15 protein-coding genes are annotated in these 14784 nt (G+C 68.1%); 7 read left to right on the forward strand and 8 right to left on the reverse strand.

The annotated features are described in order from the left end of the window. Window positions 1–188: 188 nt before the first annotated feature. The 3 genes from DWQ67_RS12450 to DWQ67_RS12460 all read right to left on the reverse strand — a co-directional run bounded on the left by DWQ67_RS12450 (window position 189) and on the right by DWQ67_RS12460 (window position 2251). On the reverse strand, window positions 189–500 hold the full coding sequence (locus DWQ67_RS12450; protein ID WP_121485928.1) for an AzlD domain-containing protein: 312 nt from the start codon (window positions 498–500) through the stop codon (window positions 189–191). Continuing rightward, window positions 497–1291 (reverse strand): AzlC family ABC transporter permease, encoded by a 795-nt coding sequence (locus tag DWQ67_RS12455; protein ID WP_199712717.1) that lies wholly within the window; start codon window positions 1289–1291, stop codon window positions 497–499. The genes DWQ67_RS12450 and DWQ67_RS12455 overlap by 4 nt, the downstream gene beginning before the upstream one ends. A 99-nt stretch (window positions 1292–1390) precedes the next feature. Next, complete coding sequence (locus DWQ67_RS12460; RefSeq protein WP_121485929.1) at window positions 1391–2251, reverse strand: glycerophosphodiester phosphodiesterase; 861 nt, start codon at window positions 2249–2251, stop codon at window positions 1391–1393. Between the two features lie 67 nt (window positions 2252–2318). Between DWQ67_RS12460 and DWQ67_RS12465 the strand changes: the two genes are divergently transcribed. After that, window positions 2319–3590 carry a DUF445 domain-containing protein gene (locus tag DWQ67_RS12465; RefSeq protein WP_121485930.1) on the forward strand — a complete coding sequence of 424 codons (1272 nt, stop codon included), beginning with the start codon at window positions 2319–2321 and terminating at the stop codon, window positions 3588–3590. A 40-nt stretch (window positions 3591–3630) separates the two neighbouring features. On the opposite strand, the gene DWQ67_RS12470 is transcribed toward DWQ67_RS12465, so the two are convergent. From DWQ67_RS12470 to DWQ67_RS12490, 5 genes are all read right to left on the reverse strand, one after another. After that, the gene (locus DWQ67_RS12470; protein WP_147433698.1) at window positions 3631–4593 is read right to left on the reverse strand and encodes a hypothetical protein; all 963 of its coding nucleotides are present in this window, start codon (window positions 4591–4593) and stop codon (window positions 3631–3633) included. Window positions 4594–4683: 90 nt separating this feature from the next. Beyond that, window positions 4684–5331, reverse strand: a complete 648-nt coding sequence (locus DWQ67_RS12475) for an alpha/beta hydrolase (RefSeq protein ID WP_233556084.1) — start codon at window positions 5329–5331, stop codon at window positions 4684–4686. A gap of 4 nt (window positions 5332–5335) precedes the next feature. After that, entirely contained in the window at window positions 5336–6523 is a 1188-nt protein-coding gene (locus tag DWQ67_RS12480; RefSeq protein WP_121485932.1) for an endonuclease/exonuclease/phosphatase family protein, read from the reverse strand. 239 nt (window positions 6524–6762) lie between these two features. Beyond that, a complete protein-coding gene (locus tag DWQ67_RS12485) occupies window positions 6763–7677 on the reverse strand; it encodes a cation diffusion facilitator family transporter (RefSeq protein WP_121485933.1) in 915 nt (304 codons plus the stop codon). 303 nt (window positions 7678–7980) lie between these two features. Further along, window positions 7981–8343 (reverse strand): ArsR/SmtB family transcription factor, encoded by a 363-nt coding sequence (locus tag DWQ67_RS12490; RefSeq protein ID WP_407645820.1) that lies wholly within the window; start codon window positions 8341–8343, stop codon window positions 7981–7983. A gap of 124 nt (window positions 8344–8467) precedes the next feature. On the opposite strand from DWQ67_RS12490, the gene DWQ67_RS12495 reads away from it, so the two are divergent. From DWQ67_RS12495 to DWQ67_RS12520, 6 genes are all read left to right on the forward strand, one after another. After that, a complete protein-coding gene (locus DWQ67_RS12495; RefSeq protein WP_233556085.1) occupies window positions 8468–9685 on the forward strand; it encodes an alanine racemase in 1218 nt (405 codons plus the stop codon). Then, entirely contained in the window at window positions 9682–11055 is a 1374-nt protein-coding gene (locus tag DWQ67_RS12500; protein WP_121485935.1) for a D-arabinono-1,4-lactone oxidase, read from the forward strand. The genes DWQ67_RS12495 and DWQ67_RS12500 overlap by 4 nt, the downstream gene beginning before the upstream one ends. A gap of 118 nt (window positions 11056–11173) precedes the next feature. Continuing rightward, a complete protein-coding gene (locus DWQ67_RS12505) occupies window positions 11174–11548 on the forward strand; it encodes a GntR family transcriptional regulator (RefSeq protein ID WP_121485936.1) in 375 nt (124 codons plus the stop codon). After that, window positions 11545–12471 (forward strand): ATP-binding cassette domain-containing protein, encoded by a 927-nt coding sequence (locus DWQ67_RS12510; protein WP_121485937.1) that lies wholly within the window; start codon window positions 11545–11547, stop codon window positions 12469–12471. The genes DWQ67_RS12505 and DWQ67_RS12510 overlap by 4 nt, the downstream gene beginning before the upstream one ends. Beyond that, complete coding sequence (locus DWQ67_RS12515) at window positions 12468–13199, forward strand: hypothetical protein (protein WP_121485938.1); 732 nt, start codon at window positions 12468–12470, stop codon at window positions 13197–13199. Before DWQ67_RS12510 ends, DWQ67_RS12515 begins: the two co-directional genes overlap by 4 nt. A 251-nt stretch (window positions 13200–13450) precedes the next feature. Next, on the forward strand, window positions 13451–14740 hold the full coding sequence (locus DWQ67_RS12520; protein ID WP_233556086.1) for a polysaccharide deacetylase family protein: 1290 nt from the start codon (window positions 13451–13453) through the stop codon (window positions 14738–14740). The last annotated feature ends 44 nt before the right edge of the window (window positions 14741–14784 follow it).

Consider the following 14784-nt stretch of genomic DNA (forward strand, 5'->3'; position numbering starts at 1 on the left):
GGTTCCTCCTGGGTAGGTGATGAGCCTCCCGAAACCGGGTCAACAACATGACCACCGGCAGGTTGGCGTGCTCAAAGACTAGTCGATCGCGTGAGCGCGATCACACATTTGTGTAATCGCTGTCATATTGAGACCGCTTAAGTATCTTTAAGCCGCGCCCGGGGGCCGCCAAGCCCGGGGTGCGGGCCCTACCCCCACCCCGCCAGCCGCAATAACGCCGCGGCCGCCGCTCCGGAGATCACGACCACCAGGAACGGCGCGCGCAACATCAGCGCAACCGCCGCGGCGATCAAGGCGCCAAGCCGCGCGTCCAGCACCACCGAGGAGCCAGAAACAAAGGCATTGGTCACCAGAAGCGAGGCCAGCAGCCCAATCGTGAGGCAGCCAGCCACGCGCAGCGCGCGCTCGGATTCAAGCCAGCGCCTGGACACCAGATAGCCAAGCAGCTTGGTCAGGTACGCCACCGCGCACGCCAAGATGATCCACATCCACAGCGTCATGCCGCACCTCCCCGGTCGCCTTGTCCCCTGGGGTTCCGGGGGCTCCGGGGGTTCCGGGGGCTACGCGGCGCGCGCGGACCCCGCGGATCCCGCGGCGCGCGCGTGCGCAGCAACCGCGGCGCCCCTGGCCCGGGCTCCGGCACAAACCAACCCCACAGCGCGGCCACCACGGCCGCCACCAGAATCGGCACCCCGGCGGGCACCCACGGCACCACCAGCGCGGTCACCAAGCCAGCCACGACCGCCAGCGCCCACGGCTCGCGGCCCTTCAGACGCGGCCAGAGCAGGCCAAGGAAGGCGGCCACGGCGGCGCCGTCCAGGCCCCAGACCTTGGGATCTCCCATGGCCTCGCCGAGCAGCGCCCCCACCAACGTGAGCACATTCCAGAGAATCCAGATACCGATTCCGGCCACCCAGAATCCGCGCTTGCGCTCCGCCGGATCATGCTGAGTCAGCGCGGTCGCGGTGGATTCGTCGATGGTGACGTGGGCGGCCAGCGGCGTGTATCCGGGGCGCACCAAGGCGTTGATCTGCATCCCGTAGACCACGTTGCGCACGCCGAGCAGCGCACCGGCGGCAAACGCCGGGCCGCCTCCGCCCCCGCCTGCGAGCACGCCGATGAAGGCGAATTGGCTGCCGCCGGTAAACATGAAGAGGGACAGCACTACGGTCTGCCACACATCCAGCCCGGCCGCGACTCCCAACGCCCCGAAGGAGATGCCATAGAGGCCGGTGGCGACGGCCAGCGAGAGCCCCTGCGCCACGGCTGGCGTCATCTTGGGCATTGTCATGCGGCCAGGTTATCCATTGCCCGACGCCGCGGGCGAACCGATGACGCCCGCGTCACCTGCCTGCCGGGGCACGTTGAGAGGGGCGCTTTCGCGCCGCGCTCAGGCGAGCCCGGCGGCCTCCAGCTCCGCGCGCAGCTGCGCGGGGCGGTTACTCGTCAACTCGGTGACGCCGACCCCCAAAAGGTAGCGAGCGTCGTCGAGCAGGTCCACCGTCCACACCCGGGCGCCCGCCCGCTCCAGCCAGCCGCGCACCACGTCCTCGTGCTGGCGCACAAAATCGACGCCTGGGCCTATCAGAGCGGCGCGGCCCCGATCCAATGCCCGGGCGGACTCAACAAAGCGGCGCCGGTACTCGCCGGGGCCGGCGGCGGCCGCCTCGGCATCCGCCAGGGCGTCTTCCTCCCACCCCTGTCCCTTGTCCTCAATCAGCGTGCACACGCCCTGGCGCGGGACCACCTCAAGGAGCCGGTCTACGGCGCGCGACTCAAAACTCATGAAGGACACAGTCACATCCCCGATGCGGCGCGTGGCGCGGTCAAACCCCAGCGACTCCAACACCTCCATGACGGCCGGCTCCAGGCGCGGATCGTCGCCGTCCTGATGCTTAGTCTCCACCGCGAGCTCGATGGGCCGCTTGGCGCCCTGGGCAATGCGGACCAGGTCAACCAGGGTGCACAGCTGATCCCCCACGCCGCCAAACTCCGGCGGGATCTGGGCGCCCTTCCACCCGCTGTAGTCAAAGCCGCGCAGCTGGGCCAGCGTCAGCTCCCGCACATGGCCCTCGCCATCGCTGGTGCGGCCGAGCGTGGCGTCGTGGTGACACACCACGTGGCCGTCCGCGCTCAGGTGGACATCGCATTCAATTCCGTCGGCGCCATCCCGCACGGCCTGCAGGTACGCAGCCCGCGTGTTCTCGGCAAAAGCGTGGGAGGAACCGCGGTGAGCAAAAAATCGTGGCATGCATCCACGCTAACGCGTCCGGGTGTCCTCGCGGTGAACTGCAGTGGGGCTGAGGGAAGATGGAGCCATGACCAGCCTCCCCTTGCTCTCCGGCCAGACGGACGCGGACCGGCGCGCGGCCCTGAACCGCATGAAGTGGATCGCGACCGGCGCCCTCATCGGCCTCGCGATCATCTTTGTCTTCGCCTTTGCCCTGCAGGAGCGCTACCCATGGCTCGCCTACGTCCGCGCCGCAGCGGAGGGCGGCATGGTGGGCGCCCTGGCAGACTGGTTCGCCGTGACGGCCCTGTTCAAGCGGCCGCTCGGGCTTCCCATCCCTCACACGGGCCTGATCCCACGCAAGAAGGACCAGATCGGTGAGAGCCTGGGAGACTTCGTGGAAGAAAACTTCCTCTCCGACGAGGTGCTCACCGCCAAGCTGGCCCAGGTCACGGTTGCCAAGAAGGCCGGCGCCTGGCTGGCCACCCCCGGCAACGCGGACCAGGTCGCCACGCAGGGCGCCGCCCTGGTGCGCGGCCTCTTGGACGTGGTCTCCGACGCGGACGTGCAGCGCGTCGCGGAGGACCTGGTGCGCAAACACATGCTGGAACCGGAATGGTCCTCCACGCTTGGCCTGCTGCTGCAGCGACTGGTGGAGGACGGGCATCACCGAGGTGCGGTGGACGTGCTGGTGGACCGGGCCGTTGATTGGGCACGCGAGCACCCCGAGACGGTCGTTGACCTGGTGACCGACCGCTCGCCATCCTGGCTGCCGCGCTCCGTGGACCGCCTAATCGGTGAGCGCCTGCACGTGGAGCTCACCAAGTTCCTCACCACCATGCGCCTTGACCCGGAACACCCCGCGCGCCGCGCCATCGACGAATGGCTGGAGGGCCTGGCCGTCAAGATGCAAAACGACCCGGAGACCATCGAGACGGTGGAGCGGCTCAAGCGCTCCTTCATCGACGATCCCCGCCTGCACCAGGTGGCCCTTGACGCGTGGAACCGCCTCAAGGACTCGCTGACGGAGGCCGCCGAGGATCCGGAGTCGCCACTGCGGCAGGCCTTCGAGTCCGGGCTGCGAGACTTTGGCACACGCCTGGCCGCGGGAGATCCCCTCGCGGACAAGATCGACGGCTGGATCCGCAACGCCGCGAGCTACGTGGTCACCACCTACCGCCACCAGGCCACGGAGCTCATCACCGACACCGTCTCCTCCTGGGACGGCGCCGAGGCCGCGGATCGCATTGAGCTCATGGTGGGGCGCGATCTGCAATTCATCCGCATCAACGGCACGGTGGTGGGTTCGCTGGCCGGCCTGGCCATCTTCGCCGTGGCCCACGCGGTGCTGGGCAGTTAGCCCCCGCCCCAGACGTTGACCGTCCGGGGCGCCTGGCCGGCTAGGCCCCGAGCTCTCGTCTGCGGCGCAGCTCGGCCTCCACCGCCGCGTCCACCTCGCCGCGCGCGGACGCATCCGTCGGCGAACCGGCGGCCGCGGAAGCACCGGCGGCCGTACCGCCGCGCGCCGACTCGAGCTGAAGCAGGTCCTTCTCGCGTTCCTTGCGCGCCAGGGACTCGAGGTGAGGGCTGGCCCCGGCCACAGCGGCGTCGAGCTCTCCCGCGTTCAGCGAGCGCAGCCCCGCAAACGCAGACATCGTGGACTGGACCACGCGCCGGCCCAGGACGCGGTTGGAGATGCCGCCCACGGCGGCCCCGATCCCAAACGGCAGCGCGCGTCCCATGGCGCCCGCCGCCTGCGACGCGGCGAAGTGGCGCAGGAAGCGGGTCTGCAATTCCTTGCCGATGCTTGACCACGCGCCGCCCTTGCCGGTCGCCACGCCAAAGGCGGCGCCCCAACCGGCCATGCCCTTGGGCCCGGAAACCAGCTGGTCGCTGACGCCGGCCATCATCCCGGCGGCCTCGTCTCCCAGCAGCACGGCCATGACCAGGTTGCGCGCCTGCTCCGGATCCTCCACGGCGATCCCGTGCAACTCGGCAATGGTCTGCGCGTACAGCGCGCTTGATTCAAGGAAGGCCACGGCCACGCCGGCGGAGACACCGAAGGAGGCAACAGTTCCCACACCCGGCACGACGGCGGCGACTCCCCCGCCTGCCCCGGTGCCGGTGACGGTGCGCAGATAGTCGCGCTCCGCCATGCGGGCCAGGTCAACCACGCTCGCGTTGGGGTGGCGTTTGCGCAAGCGGCGCAGGTACGCCAAAACCAGCGGGCGCTGGATGCCAAGGACCTTGAGCATGGCGTTCTGGACGCCCTGCTTTGGCTTGCCGTCCGCTCCGGTGACTTGGTGGGCAATGGCCTCACGCGTCTGCAGAGGCACCGACAGTGATCGCTTTGACTTCTTCATGGTGAGGCAAGCGTAGGTCACAAGCCTGGGCGGTTCCGGGATTCTGCGCGCAACGCGAAGCGGCGCCCCTGTTCCCGTGCGCTCACCCGCTTACGTCCCCAGGTACAGGCGCCAAAAGGCGGCGACGTCGCGCAACTCCTCGGCGCCGATCCCGTGGCCCATGCCCGGATACGTCCGGGCGGTGAGCCGCGTGCGTTCCTCCAACCACTCCCCTGCGGAGTCCTGCGCGTCAGGGTTGATGACCAGGTCGGCGCGGTCGCGACCCCAAAAGAACGGCACGGGATCCGCCTCCGTACCCCCGCCAAGGTCAAGCAGCGGTTGGTCCACCACAAAGCCTGAGAGCCCCACGCCAGTGGCATAGCGTCCTGGGCGCAGCCGCATCATGGTGGTGGCCATGGCCATGCCCTGCGAATGCCCCGCCACGGAGACGGAGCGGTGGTGCGGGGCCAGCTCGTCCTGCACCGTGAAGGCGTGCTGCGCGGCCTCCAGCACGTGGGCCAGGTCCGGGCGCAGTCCCCAATCCAGCAGGAACCAACCGTACTCGTCGTCGTCCATCTCAAAGGGGCCGCGGATGGCCACGCCGGTGGCGCTGGGCGGCAGCGCATCAAAGAGTCCGCTCACGCGATCGGTATCGGATCCGTAGCCGTGAAGGATCAGGACCAGGTCCGTGCCCTCCGCCTCACGCTCGGAACGCGAACGCACCACAACGGGGCGCCGGGGAGGCACGGAGTTGACCACGCGCCTAGCGGCTCAGGCTCACCCAGACCAGGCGCGAGCTGACGCCCGTGGGCTGATCGGTGGCGGCCTTGGCCATGCCGGAGCGCTGGGTGCGCATCTCGCTGGAGGGCACCACGTAGTCAAAGCGGCCGGAATCCTCCACGCCAATGCGGGTGGAACGGGCGCTGTCATCGAGCAACTTGCGCAGGGGTGCTGACCACACAAACGGTGCGGCGGCGCGGCTACGATCCGAGCCCCAGCTCGGTGCCACGGTGCCTGCGCCTGCGGCGTCAAGGAAACTCTGCACCGAGGAGGAGCCTGCATCGTTCTGGTCCGCGTCGGCACCCAGGGATCCCACCACCACGGTCCGGGCTGAGGCGGCCAGCGGGCCCGGACGGCCCTGATCATCCACGATGGATTTCAGGGAGGCGTCTCCGGAGGAGTAGCGAGTCAGGAAGCTGAGCTGATCCTCGTGGCGCTGCTCGTCCGCGGCCTCGGATCCGCCGGCGGGAGTGGCAGAGGTAGCAAGGACGTGGACGGTGGAGCTACCCACGGTCAGCGGCACGTCCCACAGGCTCGTCGACTGCAGGGGCAAGGTGCTGGTGACCAGGGACGAGTAGCCGGCCTGCTTCACGTGATTTCCGGGCAGGTCCTTCCACAGCATCGAGTCAAAGGTGCGCACAGCGGAGTTATCGATGGGGAGGCGCGAAAGCACCACCATTGATTCCTGGCCCTCAAAGGCGCCGTGCCCCAGCGCGTCCCCGGGACCCCCGACGGTGCCGTCTTCGTCCAGGTCGGCACCGGAGGCCACACCCGAGTTGGTCTGAGGGGCAAAAACAAAGGAGTACGTAATGGGCTGGGTGCCGTCTTGGGCCTTTTCCAGGTACTGCTCCCGCAGCACATCAACGGTGGCCGCGGAGGAGTCGACGTCGATTCCGGTCAGCACCACCACATCCGGGCGGGCACCCTGCAGGCTCTTGGCAAGATCCTTGGCGGCCTCGTCGTTTCCGGAACGCAGGGAGGACAGGACCTTTCCGTCCTCGTCAGCGCTGAGGCCCGCGTCCGCGGTGGCCACGATGATGCTCGGGTTCGTCGCTGCGCCGGGCTCCATCGCGGTGCGCGAAGGTGCGGCGGCGTTGGCTGCTACCGGCGCAAGCAGCACCAGCGCAGCGCTGGTGAAGGCGGCCAAAACCGCGGCACGGGAGCGTTGCATAGATTCCAGAGTAGGCCGCTGATGGCAGGGCGCAAGGTGGTTTATTCGTGCTTCACACTGGCTCAGACCCCTTGCAAAATGCGGCTCGCCGGGGATCAGGGAGTCAGGATCCGCGCCATCCATCGGAAGCCCCGTTGTCTATCATCTGGATGGATGAAATACGATCCTGGCCCCCGGGAACAATTCCGATACCGAACCTTGACCTGCCCGTGACCTTTTGTTGGCCGCCGGGCCGCGCATTAGCCGTGCAGTGGGCGCTCGGTCACCTGTTCCTCCGGCGGCTCCAGTTGAAAGGTGGAGTGCTCAAAGGACACGTCGAAATGCTCCGCGGCGCAGGTTTGAAGCTTGCGCAGAATCTCCACCGCGCCGCCGTCCCGGAAGGCCGCTTCCTCCACCACCACGTGCGCCGTCATGACGGTGGTGCTGGAGGAGATGCGGGAGACGTGCAGATCATGCACGGCCACGACGCGCGGCAACTCCTCCAGGTGCACCTTGAGTTCCCCGGCCTCGATCCCCTCCGGCGCGGCCTCCATCAGCACGCGAACGGCCTGCCACAGGATCTTCGCGGCGCGCGGCAGGATCAGCAGGGCGATCAACAGGCCCGCCACCGCATCCACCCAGGTCCAGCCCATCGTCACAATCAGGATGCCGGAGACCAACACGGCCACCGAGCCCACCGCGTCGTTCAGGACCTCAAGGGTTGCCGCGCGCATGTTCAGGCTGGCCTTGTCACCACCGCGCAGCACCAGCAGCGAAATCACATTGGCCAGCAGCCCGATCACGCCAAAGATAATGAGTCCCACGCCGGGAACTTCTGAGGGTTCACCCAATCGGCGAATGCCCTCGATCAGCACAAAGACGCCCACGCTGAGCAGGATCGCGGCCTGGGCCGTGGCGGAGACGATCTCCGCGCGCTGGAACCCCCAGGTGTAGCGCCCGGTCGCCGGGCGGGTGATGAGGCGCCCCGCCCCCAGTGCCAGCCCGAGCCCCAGCACATCCGTCAGCATGTGCGCCGCGTCCACCAGCAGGGCGAGCGAGCCCGTGATGATGGCCCCAACGACCTCCACCACCAGCACCACAGACGTGAGCGAGAACGCGATCAGGAGCCTGCGATGGTTGGTCGTGGCCGTGCCGTGAGCGTGGTCGTGTCCCATGAGAGCCTCCGGACTCTGGTGTTGCGTGGTGGCGCCCCGGTGGACGCCTCATGGAAGGACTCTACCTCGCTATCTGCGCATGTGCGCAGATAGCGAGGAAAGATGACGCGGTTCACAGGATTCGGCACGGGCGTCGGCCGTGGATCCCCTGAGTTACCCACGATCCCCCGTGTTTTCGTGGATCCCCTGCCCACTAGACAGGGGATCCCCGAAAACACGGGGGATCCACGGGGCACCCCACCCAGCCCCACGCCGTCGGGCAGGTGCTGACCCAACCAAGCTCAGACGCGCAGTCCGAGCGGATCAGTGCTCGGGCGGCTCGTCGTGCCCCAGCGGCACGCTGTCCGTGGCGTGCGCGGCCTGCTGCAACGCGTCCACCACCAGGCGAGCCGCGTGCGGATTAGCCAGGCCGTAGAAGACGCGATTCCCCTCCTGGCGGGAGTGGACCAGGTGCGCCAGGCGCAGCTTCGCCAGGTGCTGAGAGACGGCGGCCGGGGACTTGCCCACGCGCTCGGCGAGCTCATTCACGGAGACCTCGCCGCCGCGCATCGCCAGGATGAGCCTGACCCGCGTGGCGTCCGCCAGCATGGTGAAGACCTCCACAGCGATCTCCACGAAGGGGCTGTCCGGGTCCACCGAGTCCCGCGCGGGGTGCATATCCGTCATACCCCTATTCAACCGCGCCGCAGGCCCTCGCGCTCACCCGCGGATGCACGTGCCCGCGGAAACCAGGCGCCGGCCCCCCGCCCTTCCGGTAGCCTCGCTCCATCCCCGACCGTCAGGAAGCACCGTGCCCCGGACCACCGCCCTCCCCGGAGAAGACGCCGCGCGCCTTGCCGGCTACGAGGATGCCCTGCACGCCGCGGGTCTCGACTCGCGGCCGGTCGCCGTCCTTGACGCCGCGGCGCTGGAGGCAAACGTCGCGGACCTGGGAACCCGGGCTGCCGGGGTGCCGCTGCGCCTGGCGTCCAAGTCCGTCCGCGTCCGCGGCGTCCTGGACCGCGTCCTGGCCACTGAATTTTTTGAGGGCCTCCTGGCCTTCACCCTCCCCGAGGCCCTCTGGCTGGCTTCCCACGGGAACGGCAATCTGGTGATCGGCTACCCCACGGCGGACGCCGCCGGGCTTCGGGAGCTTGCCGCGAGCGACCCAGCCCGCGCCGCGATCACCCTCATGGTGGACTCGACCGAGCAGCTGGACTTCATCGACACCGCCGCCCCCGGCCACCCCGAGCTGCGCGTGGCCCTGGAGTTAGACGCCTCCTACCGCCCCACCCGTTCCCTGCAGATCGGTGCCGCCCGCTCCCCCGTTCACCGCCCAGATCAGCTCGCCGCGCTCGCCACGGCCGTGGTCCGGCGCCCCGGCTTCAAGGTGGTGGGGCTGATGGCCTACGAGGGTCAGGTGGCCGGCGTGGGCAACGCCGGCTCGGGCCCGCGCGCGGCGGCAGTGCGCGCCATGCAGGCGGCCTCCTCCAAGGAGCTGGCCCAGCGCCGCGCGGAGGCCGTGGCCGCCGTGCGGCTGGTCGCCGAGCTCGAGTTTGTGAACGGAGGCGGGACGGGATCCATCGAGTCCACGGCCGCGGAGCCCGCCATCACGGAGGTCGCCGCCGGCTCCGGGGTCTTTGGCCCCGGCCTCTTTGATCACTACACCCACTTCTCACCGCACCACGCCTTGCACTTTGGCCTGGACGTGGTGCGCCGCCCCAGCCCGGAAACGGCCACAGTATTGGGTGGCGGATGGGTGGCCTCCGGCCCGCCGGCCGCGGATCGCCTCCCCACCATCGCCTGGCCGCGCGGCCTCAAGTACCGCCCCACGGAGGCCGCGGGAGAGGTCCAAACCCCGCTGGTCGGCGACGCCGCGCGCAGGCTCCACCCGGGCGACGTCGTCTGGTTCCGTCACGCCAAGGCCGGAGAGTTGTGTGAGCGAGTCAACGAGCTGGCAGTCATCCGGGACGGCAGCGTCGAGGACGTGCTGCCCACCTACCGCGGCGAGGGAAAGGCCTTCCTATGAAGACAACCGGGTTCTCCGCGCAGCACGGCCAGCGCGGCGCCAAGCAGCCAGCACTCGTGGATCGCCATGGCGTGTGGCGCAATTGGGGTCGCAGCGCGCAGTCCCGACCCAGCGGCGTCGAGCAGCCGGGAACCGAAGACCAACTGCTGGCGCTCCTGCGCGCCGCACATCGCGAGGGGCGGCGGGTCAAGGTCGTGGGCGGGGGCCATTCCTTCACTGATATCGCGGCCACAGACGGAACCCTGATCAGCCTGGACCGGCTGCAGGGGCTCACGCGCGTTGATCCCGTCAGCGGGCTGGTTTCCCTGCTCGGCGGCACGCGGGTGTGGCGCATTTCTGACGCGCTGGAGCCGTACGGGCTGGCGCTGGCGAACATGGGGGACATTGATCGCCAGTCCATCGCTGGCGCCCTGGCCACGGGCACGCATGGCACGGGTCTGGGCTTCACGGGGTACTCCGGGATGTTGCGCTCGGTGCGGATCGCGCTGGCGGACGGCACGGTGCTCACGGCGAGCGCGCAGCATCACCCCGAACTGTTCCAGGCCGCTCGCGTGGGCCTTGGCGCCATCGGCGTGCTGCTGGAGGTCACGCTGCAGTGCGTCCCGGCGTTCACGGTCTCCGCGGCGGAGCACCCCGAGCCGCTGGAGCACATGATCGAGTCCTTTGTGCAGCGCAGCCGCGAGGTGGATCACCTGGAGTTCTACTGGTTCCAGCACACCCAGCTCGCCGCGACCAAGAGCAATATGCGCCAGGAGGCGGGGGTTTCGCGGCGCCCGCTGACACGGCGGCAACACCTGCTCGACGACGAGTTGCTGGGTAACGGCGGACTCCGCCTTCTCTGCGAGGCGGGCAGGGCGATACCCCGAGCCGTTCCCGCACTCAACCGTTTTGCGGCGACGGCCATGGGGGATCGGCAGTATTCGGACCGCTCCGACCGGATCTTCGTTTCGCCGCGGCGCACGCGCTTCAGAGAGATGGAGTACGCGGTGCCCCTGGAGGACTTTGAGGAGGTCTTCCGCGAGGTCATGGCCGCCGTGAATGGCTGTGGTTCCGGGATCACTTTCCCTGTGGAGGTGCGCACGGCCGGCGCGGACGATACGTGGTTGGGCACCGCGTCCGGCCGGGAGAGCGCCTATTTTGCGCTGCACCGCTTCGTGAAGGAGGACCACGTGCCCTTTTTCGCGGCGGTGGAGCCCATCCTGCGGGCCGCCGGCGGGCGCCCCCACTGGGGCAAGATCCACACCATGGACGCGCCGGATCTGGCACGGGTTTATCCGCGCTTCGAGGACTTCCGGCGGGTGCGCGCCCAAGTGGACCCCGGCGGGATGTTCGCCAACGCCTACCTGGATCGGGTGGTGGGGCGGGGCTGATTCCCTCAGGGGTCTGCACGCTCTGCGACATGGGTCAGCGACGACCCACCCTTGACAGCCACCCCACTTCAGTGGTTCATTAGTCGAGTAACTAACCAACAAAGCAAGGACGCAGTCGATGTTCGACGATTCGCGGGCGATCTTCTTCCAGATCGCCGAGCAGCTGGAGGAGCAGGTGCTGGACGGCACCCTCCCCGAGGGGGCGCGCGCACCCTCCACCAACGAGCTCGCCGCCTTCCACGGCATCAACCCGGCCACCGCCGCCAAGGGCCTGAATCTCTTAGTGGACGCCGGAGTCCTGCACAAGCAGCGAGGAATCGGCATGTTCGTCTCCACCGGCGCCCGCCAGGCGTTGCGCACCCGCCGCCAGCAGGACTTCGCGGCAACCTTCCTCACCCCCGTGCTGGCAGAAGCCGCGCGGCTGGGTATGACCCGCGAGGAGCTGGCGCAGATGCTCCTCTCCACCACCATTACCCCTTCGGAGAAGCCATGAATGCCACACCCGCACTGGAATTGCGTGGGCTCAGCAAGGCCTATCGCGACACCACGGCCCTTGAATCCGTCACCACCACCTTGGCCGCAGGCCACATCTATGGCCTGCTGGGCCGCAACGGCGCCGGCAAGTCCACGCTCATGTCCCTGGCCACGGCGCAGGCCTTCCCCAGCGCGGGGGACGCGCTCGTTTTTGGCCACACACCCTACGAGCACCGCGCCACGTTGGCGCGCATGTGCTTCATGAAGGAGTCCCAGAAGTACCCGGACGACTACACGGTCAAGCACGCGCTCGCCTCCGCCGCCATCGCCTACCCCAACTGGGATCAGGCCTTCGCGGACCAGCTGGTCGGTGAGTTGCGCCTGCCCCTCAAGCGACGCATCAAGAAGCTCAGCCGCGGGCAATTTAGCTCGGTTGGCATCGTGATTGGGCTGGCGTCCCGGGCGGATCTCACGTTCTTTGATGAGCCGTATCTGGGCCTGGATGCGGTGGCGCGGCAGGTCTTTTACGACCACCTGCTGGCGGATTTCGCGGAGCACCCGCGCACCGTGGTGCTCTCCAGCCACCTGATCGACGAGATCGCGGACGTCCTGGAGCACGTGCTGCTCCTGGAGGACGGGCACCTGGTTTTGGACGCGCCGGTGGAGGAGGTTCGCGGGGCGGTCACGTCCCTGAGCGGGCCTTCGCAGGCGGTGCTCGACGCCGCTGCCGGCCTTCCGATCTTGGCTCGCCGGGACTTGGGTCCCGTCACGCAACTCACCGTCCGGGGGCGCTTTGATGCGGCTGCCCGTGCGGCAGCAGAGGCGGCGGGGGTCGGCGTGGCGGCCGAGTCCCTGCAGCAGTCCATCGTTTATCTCACGCGGGCCTCGGAGGCCAGCACCACCACGGCCCACACCAGCACCCTCTCAGGAGGCACGTCATGACGACCCTTGCGACCCCACGTACATCCGGCTCGCCCATCCTGAAGGTGGCCAGAGTCCAGCTCACCAATCGCCAGACCTTTGTCTGGGTCCCCCTGCTGGTCTGGGGTGGAGCCTTTGCGCTGACGCTGGCGGTGTGGGCGGCGGTGTATGCAGCCACCGGCCCCAATACCAACCTGTACGCGGGCTCAGCCCAGGCGCCGCTCTGGTATCTCCTGGTGGTTGGCTCGCAATCCGTGGTCTACACCTTCCCGTTTGCCCAAGCGCTCTCCTTCACGCGGCGCGACTTCTACCTGGGCACCCTCTTGGTTTACGGGCTGGTGTCCGTGGTCTTCGGGGCGGCCATGTGGCTCTTTGGAGCGTTGGAGGGCCTCACAAACGGCTGGTGGACGGGCGGGCATTACGCCACGTTCGAGTATCTCGGCGAGGCCGGCCACCCCGGCTACTTCGTCCTCTACGCCATCTCCGCGCTCATGGCGCTCAACGTGGGCTTCTGCATGGGAACCATCTGGAAGCGAGGCGGCACCCTGGCCCTCACCACCACGCTCATCGCCATGGTCGCCGTCCTCATCGGCGTGTACTTCCTGGTCGCCAAACTGGACTGGTGGGGCGGACTCGCGACCCTGCTCGCCCCCGCCACCGCCGTCTGGGTGATCAGCCTCATCGTTGCCGTCATCGCGGCGGCAGCAGGCTTCATTTCCTGGGCGCTCATCCGCCGTACCCCGGCCTGACCGCCGCTTTTCCACCGGGTTTTGGCCCCACGACCGAACGTTGATCGGTCCCACGGCGAAAACCCGGTGGACATCGGCCAGCCCTGGAGCTCCTGCCCCCGCGCCGGATCGTCACGGTTGCACGACGATCGTGCGACGACTGCGCAACGGTGCAGCCACATGGCACCGAACCGTCACCTGGGGTGGCTACCGTTAGGGGTGCCACCGCCTCGATGATGCCGTCGGAGGCGTACCCCCTATGAGGAGTCCCCGTGCAGTTCTCTTTCAACCGTCGCTCGCTGCGAGTGTTGCCCGCCATCTTGGCCGCCGGTGCGCTCGCACTCGCTGGGTGCACCGCCTCCGGAGACCAGAATTCCTCCTCCGCCCAGCCCAACGGCAGCGCGTCTGCACAGGGCTCGGGGACTGCCCCCGCGCCGTCGGGCAGTGGGTCCGCCGGTTCCTCCGACGGGGCCAAGCCAAGCGATGGCACCACACCGGCCTCCGACGAGGCCACCAAGGTGGTCTCCACCCCGCTGGATAAGAAGGTCAAGACCAAGGTCTGGGCGGATAACTCGATGGTTCCGCACCTCTTCTTCCACTCCCTCGTGGTGAACCCGAAGGTGGCGTTCAAGGACCCGGAGTCCGGCCGCGGCTACCTGGACTACATGGTCACGGTGGGTGAGTTCAAGAAGGTGCTGCAGCAGGTCTACGACAACGATTACGTTCTGGTGAGCCCGCACGCGCTGGCCTCCGTGGACTCCAAGGGCAACATGAAGCCCACCAAGCTCAACGTTCCCGTGGGCAAGAAGCCAATGGTTCTCTCCATCGACGATGTGTCCTATTACGAGTACATGAAGGGTGATGGCTTCCCGACCAAGCTCGTGGTCACGGAGGACGGCTCGGTGAAGAACGAGTACACGGACCCGGAGACCAAGAAGACCACCGTGGGCGACTATGACGTGATGCCGATCGTGGATGAGTTCGTGAAGAAGCACCCGGATTTTGCGCCGTACGGCCACAAGGGCGTGCTGGCCCTGACCGGGTACAACGGCGTGCTGGGTTACCGCTCCTCGCCCAGCATCTACAAGGGCAAGAACAAGAACCTGGACGCGGACATCGCGGAGGCCACCAAGGTCGCAGACAAGCTCAAGTCCACCGGCTGGGAGTTCTCCTCACACGCCTGGGGTCACATCAACTTCACCAAGTCCTCGCTCTCGCAGATCAAGGCTGACACGTCCAAGTGGAAGTCTGACGTGGAGCCCATCGTCGGCAAGACGGACCTGCTGATCTACCCGTTCGGCGCGGACATCTCCGGCCTGCCCAAGTACTCCGGCGCCAAGTATGACTACCTGAAGAAGCAGGGCTACAACTTCTACTTCAACGTGGATGGCTCCACCCCGGCCTGGGGTCAGTGGGGCAAGGGCTATCTGCGCGAGGCCCGCATCAACATCGACGGCATCTCGCTGAAGGCGGCCGTGGACGGGCGCAAGGTGCTGAGCAACTTCTTTGACCCCAAGTCGGTCATCGACCCCGCTCGGCCCAAGAGCATCTCCGGAAAGTAGCCCAGCCCGCCGCCCCTGGTTCTGCCAGGGGCGGCGCTCGGCCG

It is taken from the genome of Galactobacter caseinivorans, from assembly GCF_003640665.1.
GTDB classification, from domain to species: domain Bacteria; phylum Actinomycetota; class Actinomycetes; order Actinomycetales; family Micrococcaceae; genus Galactobacter; species Galactobacter caseinivorans.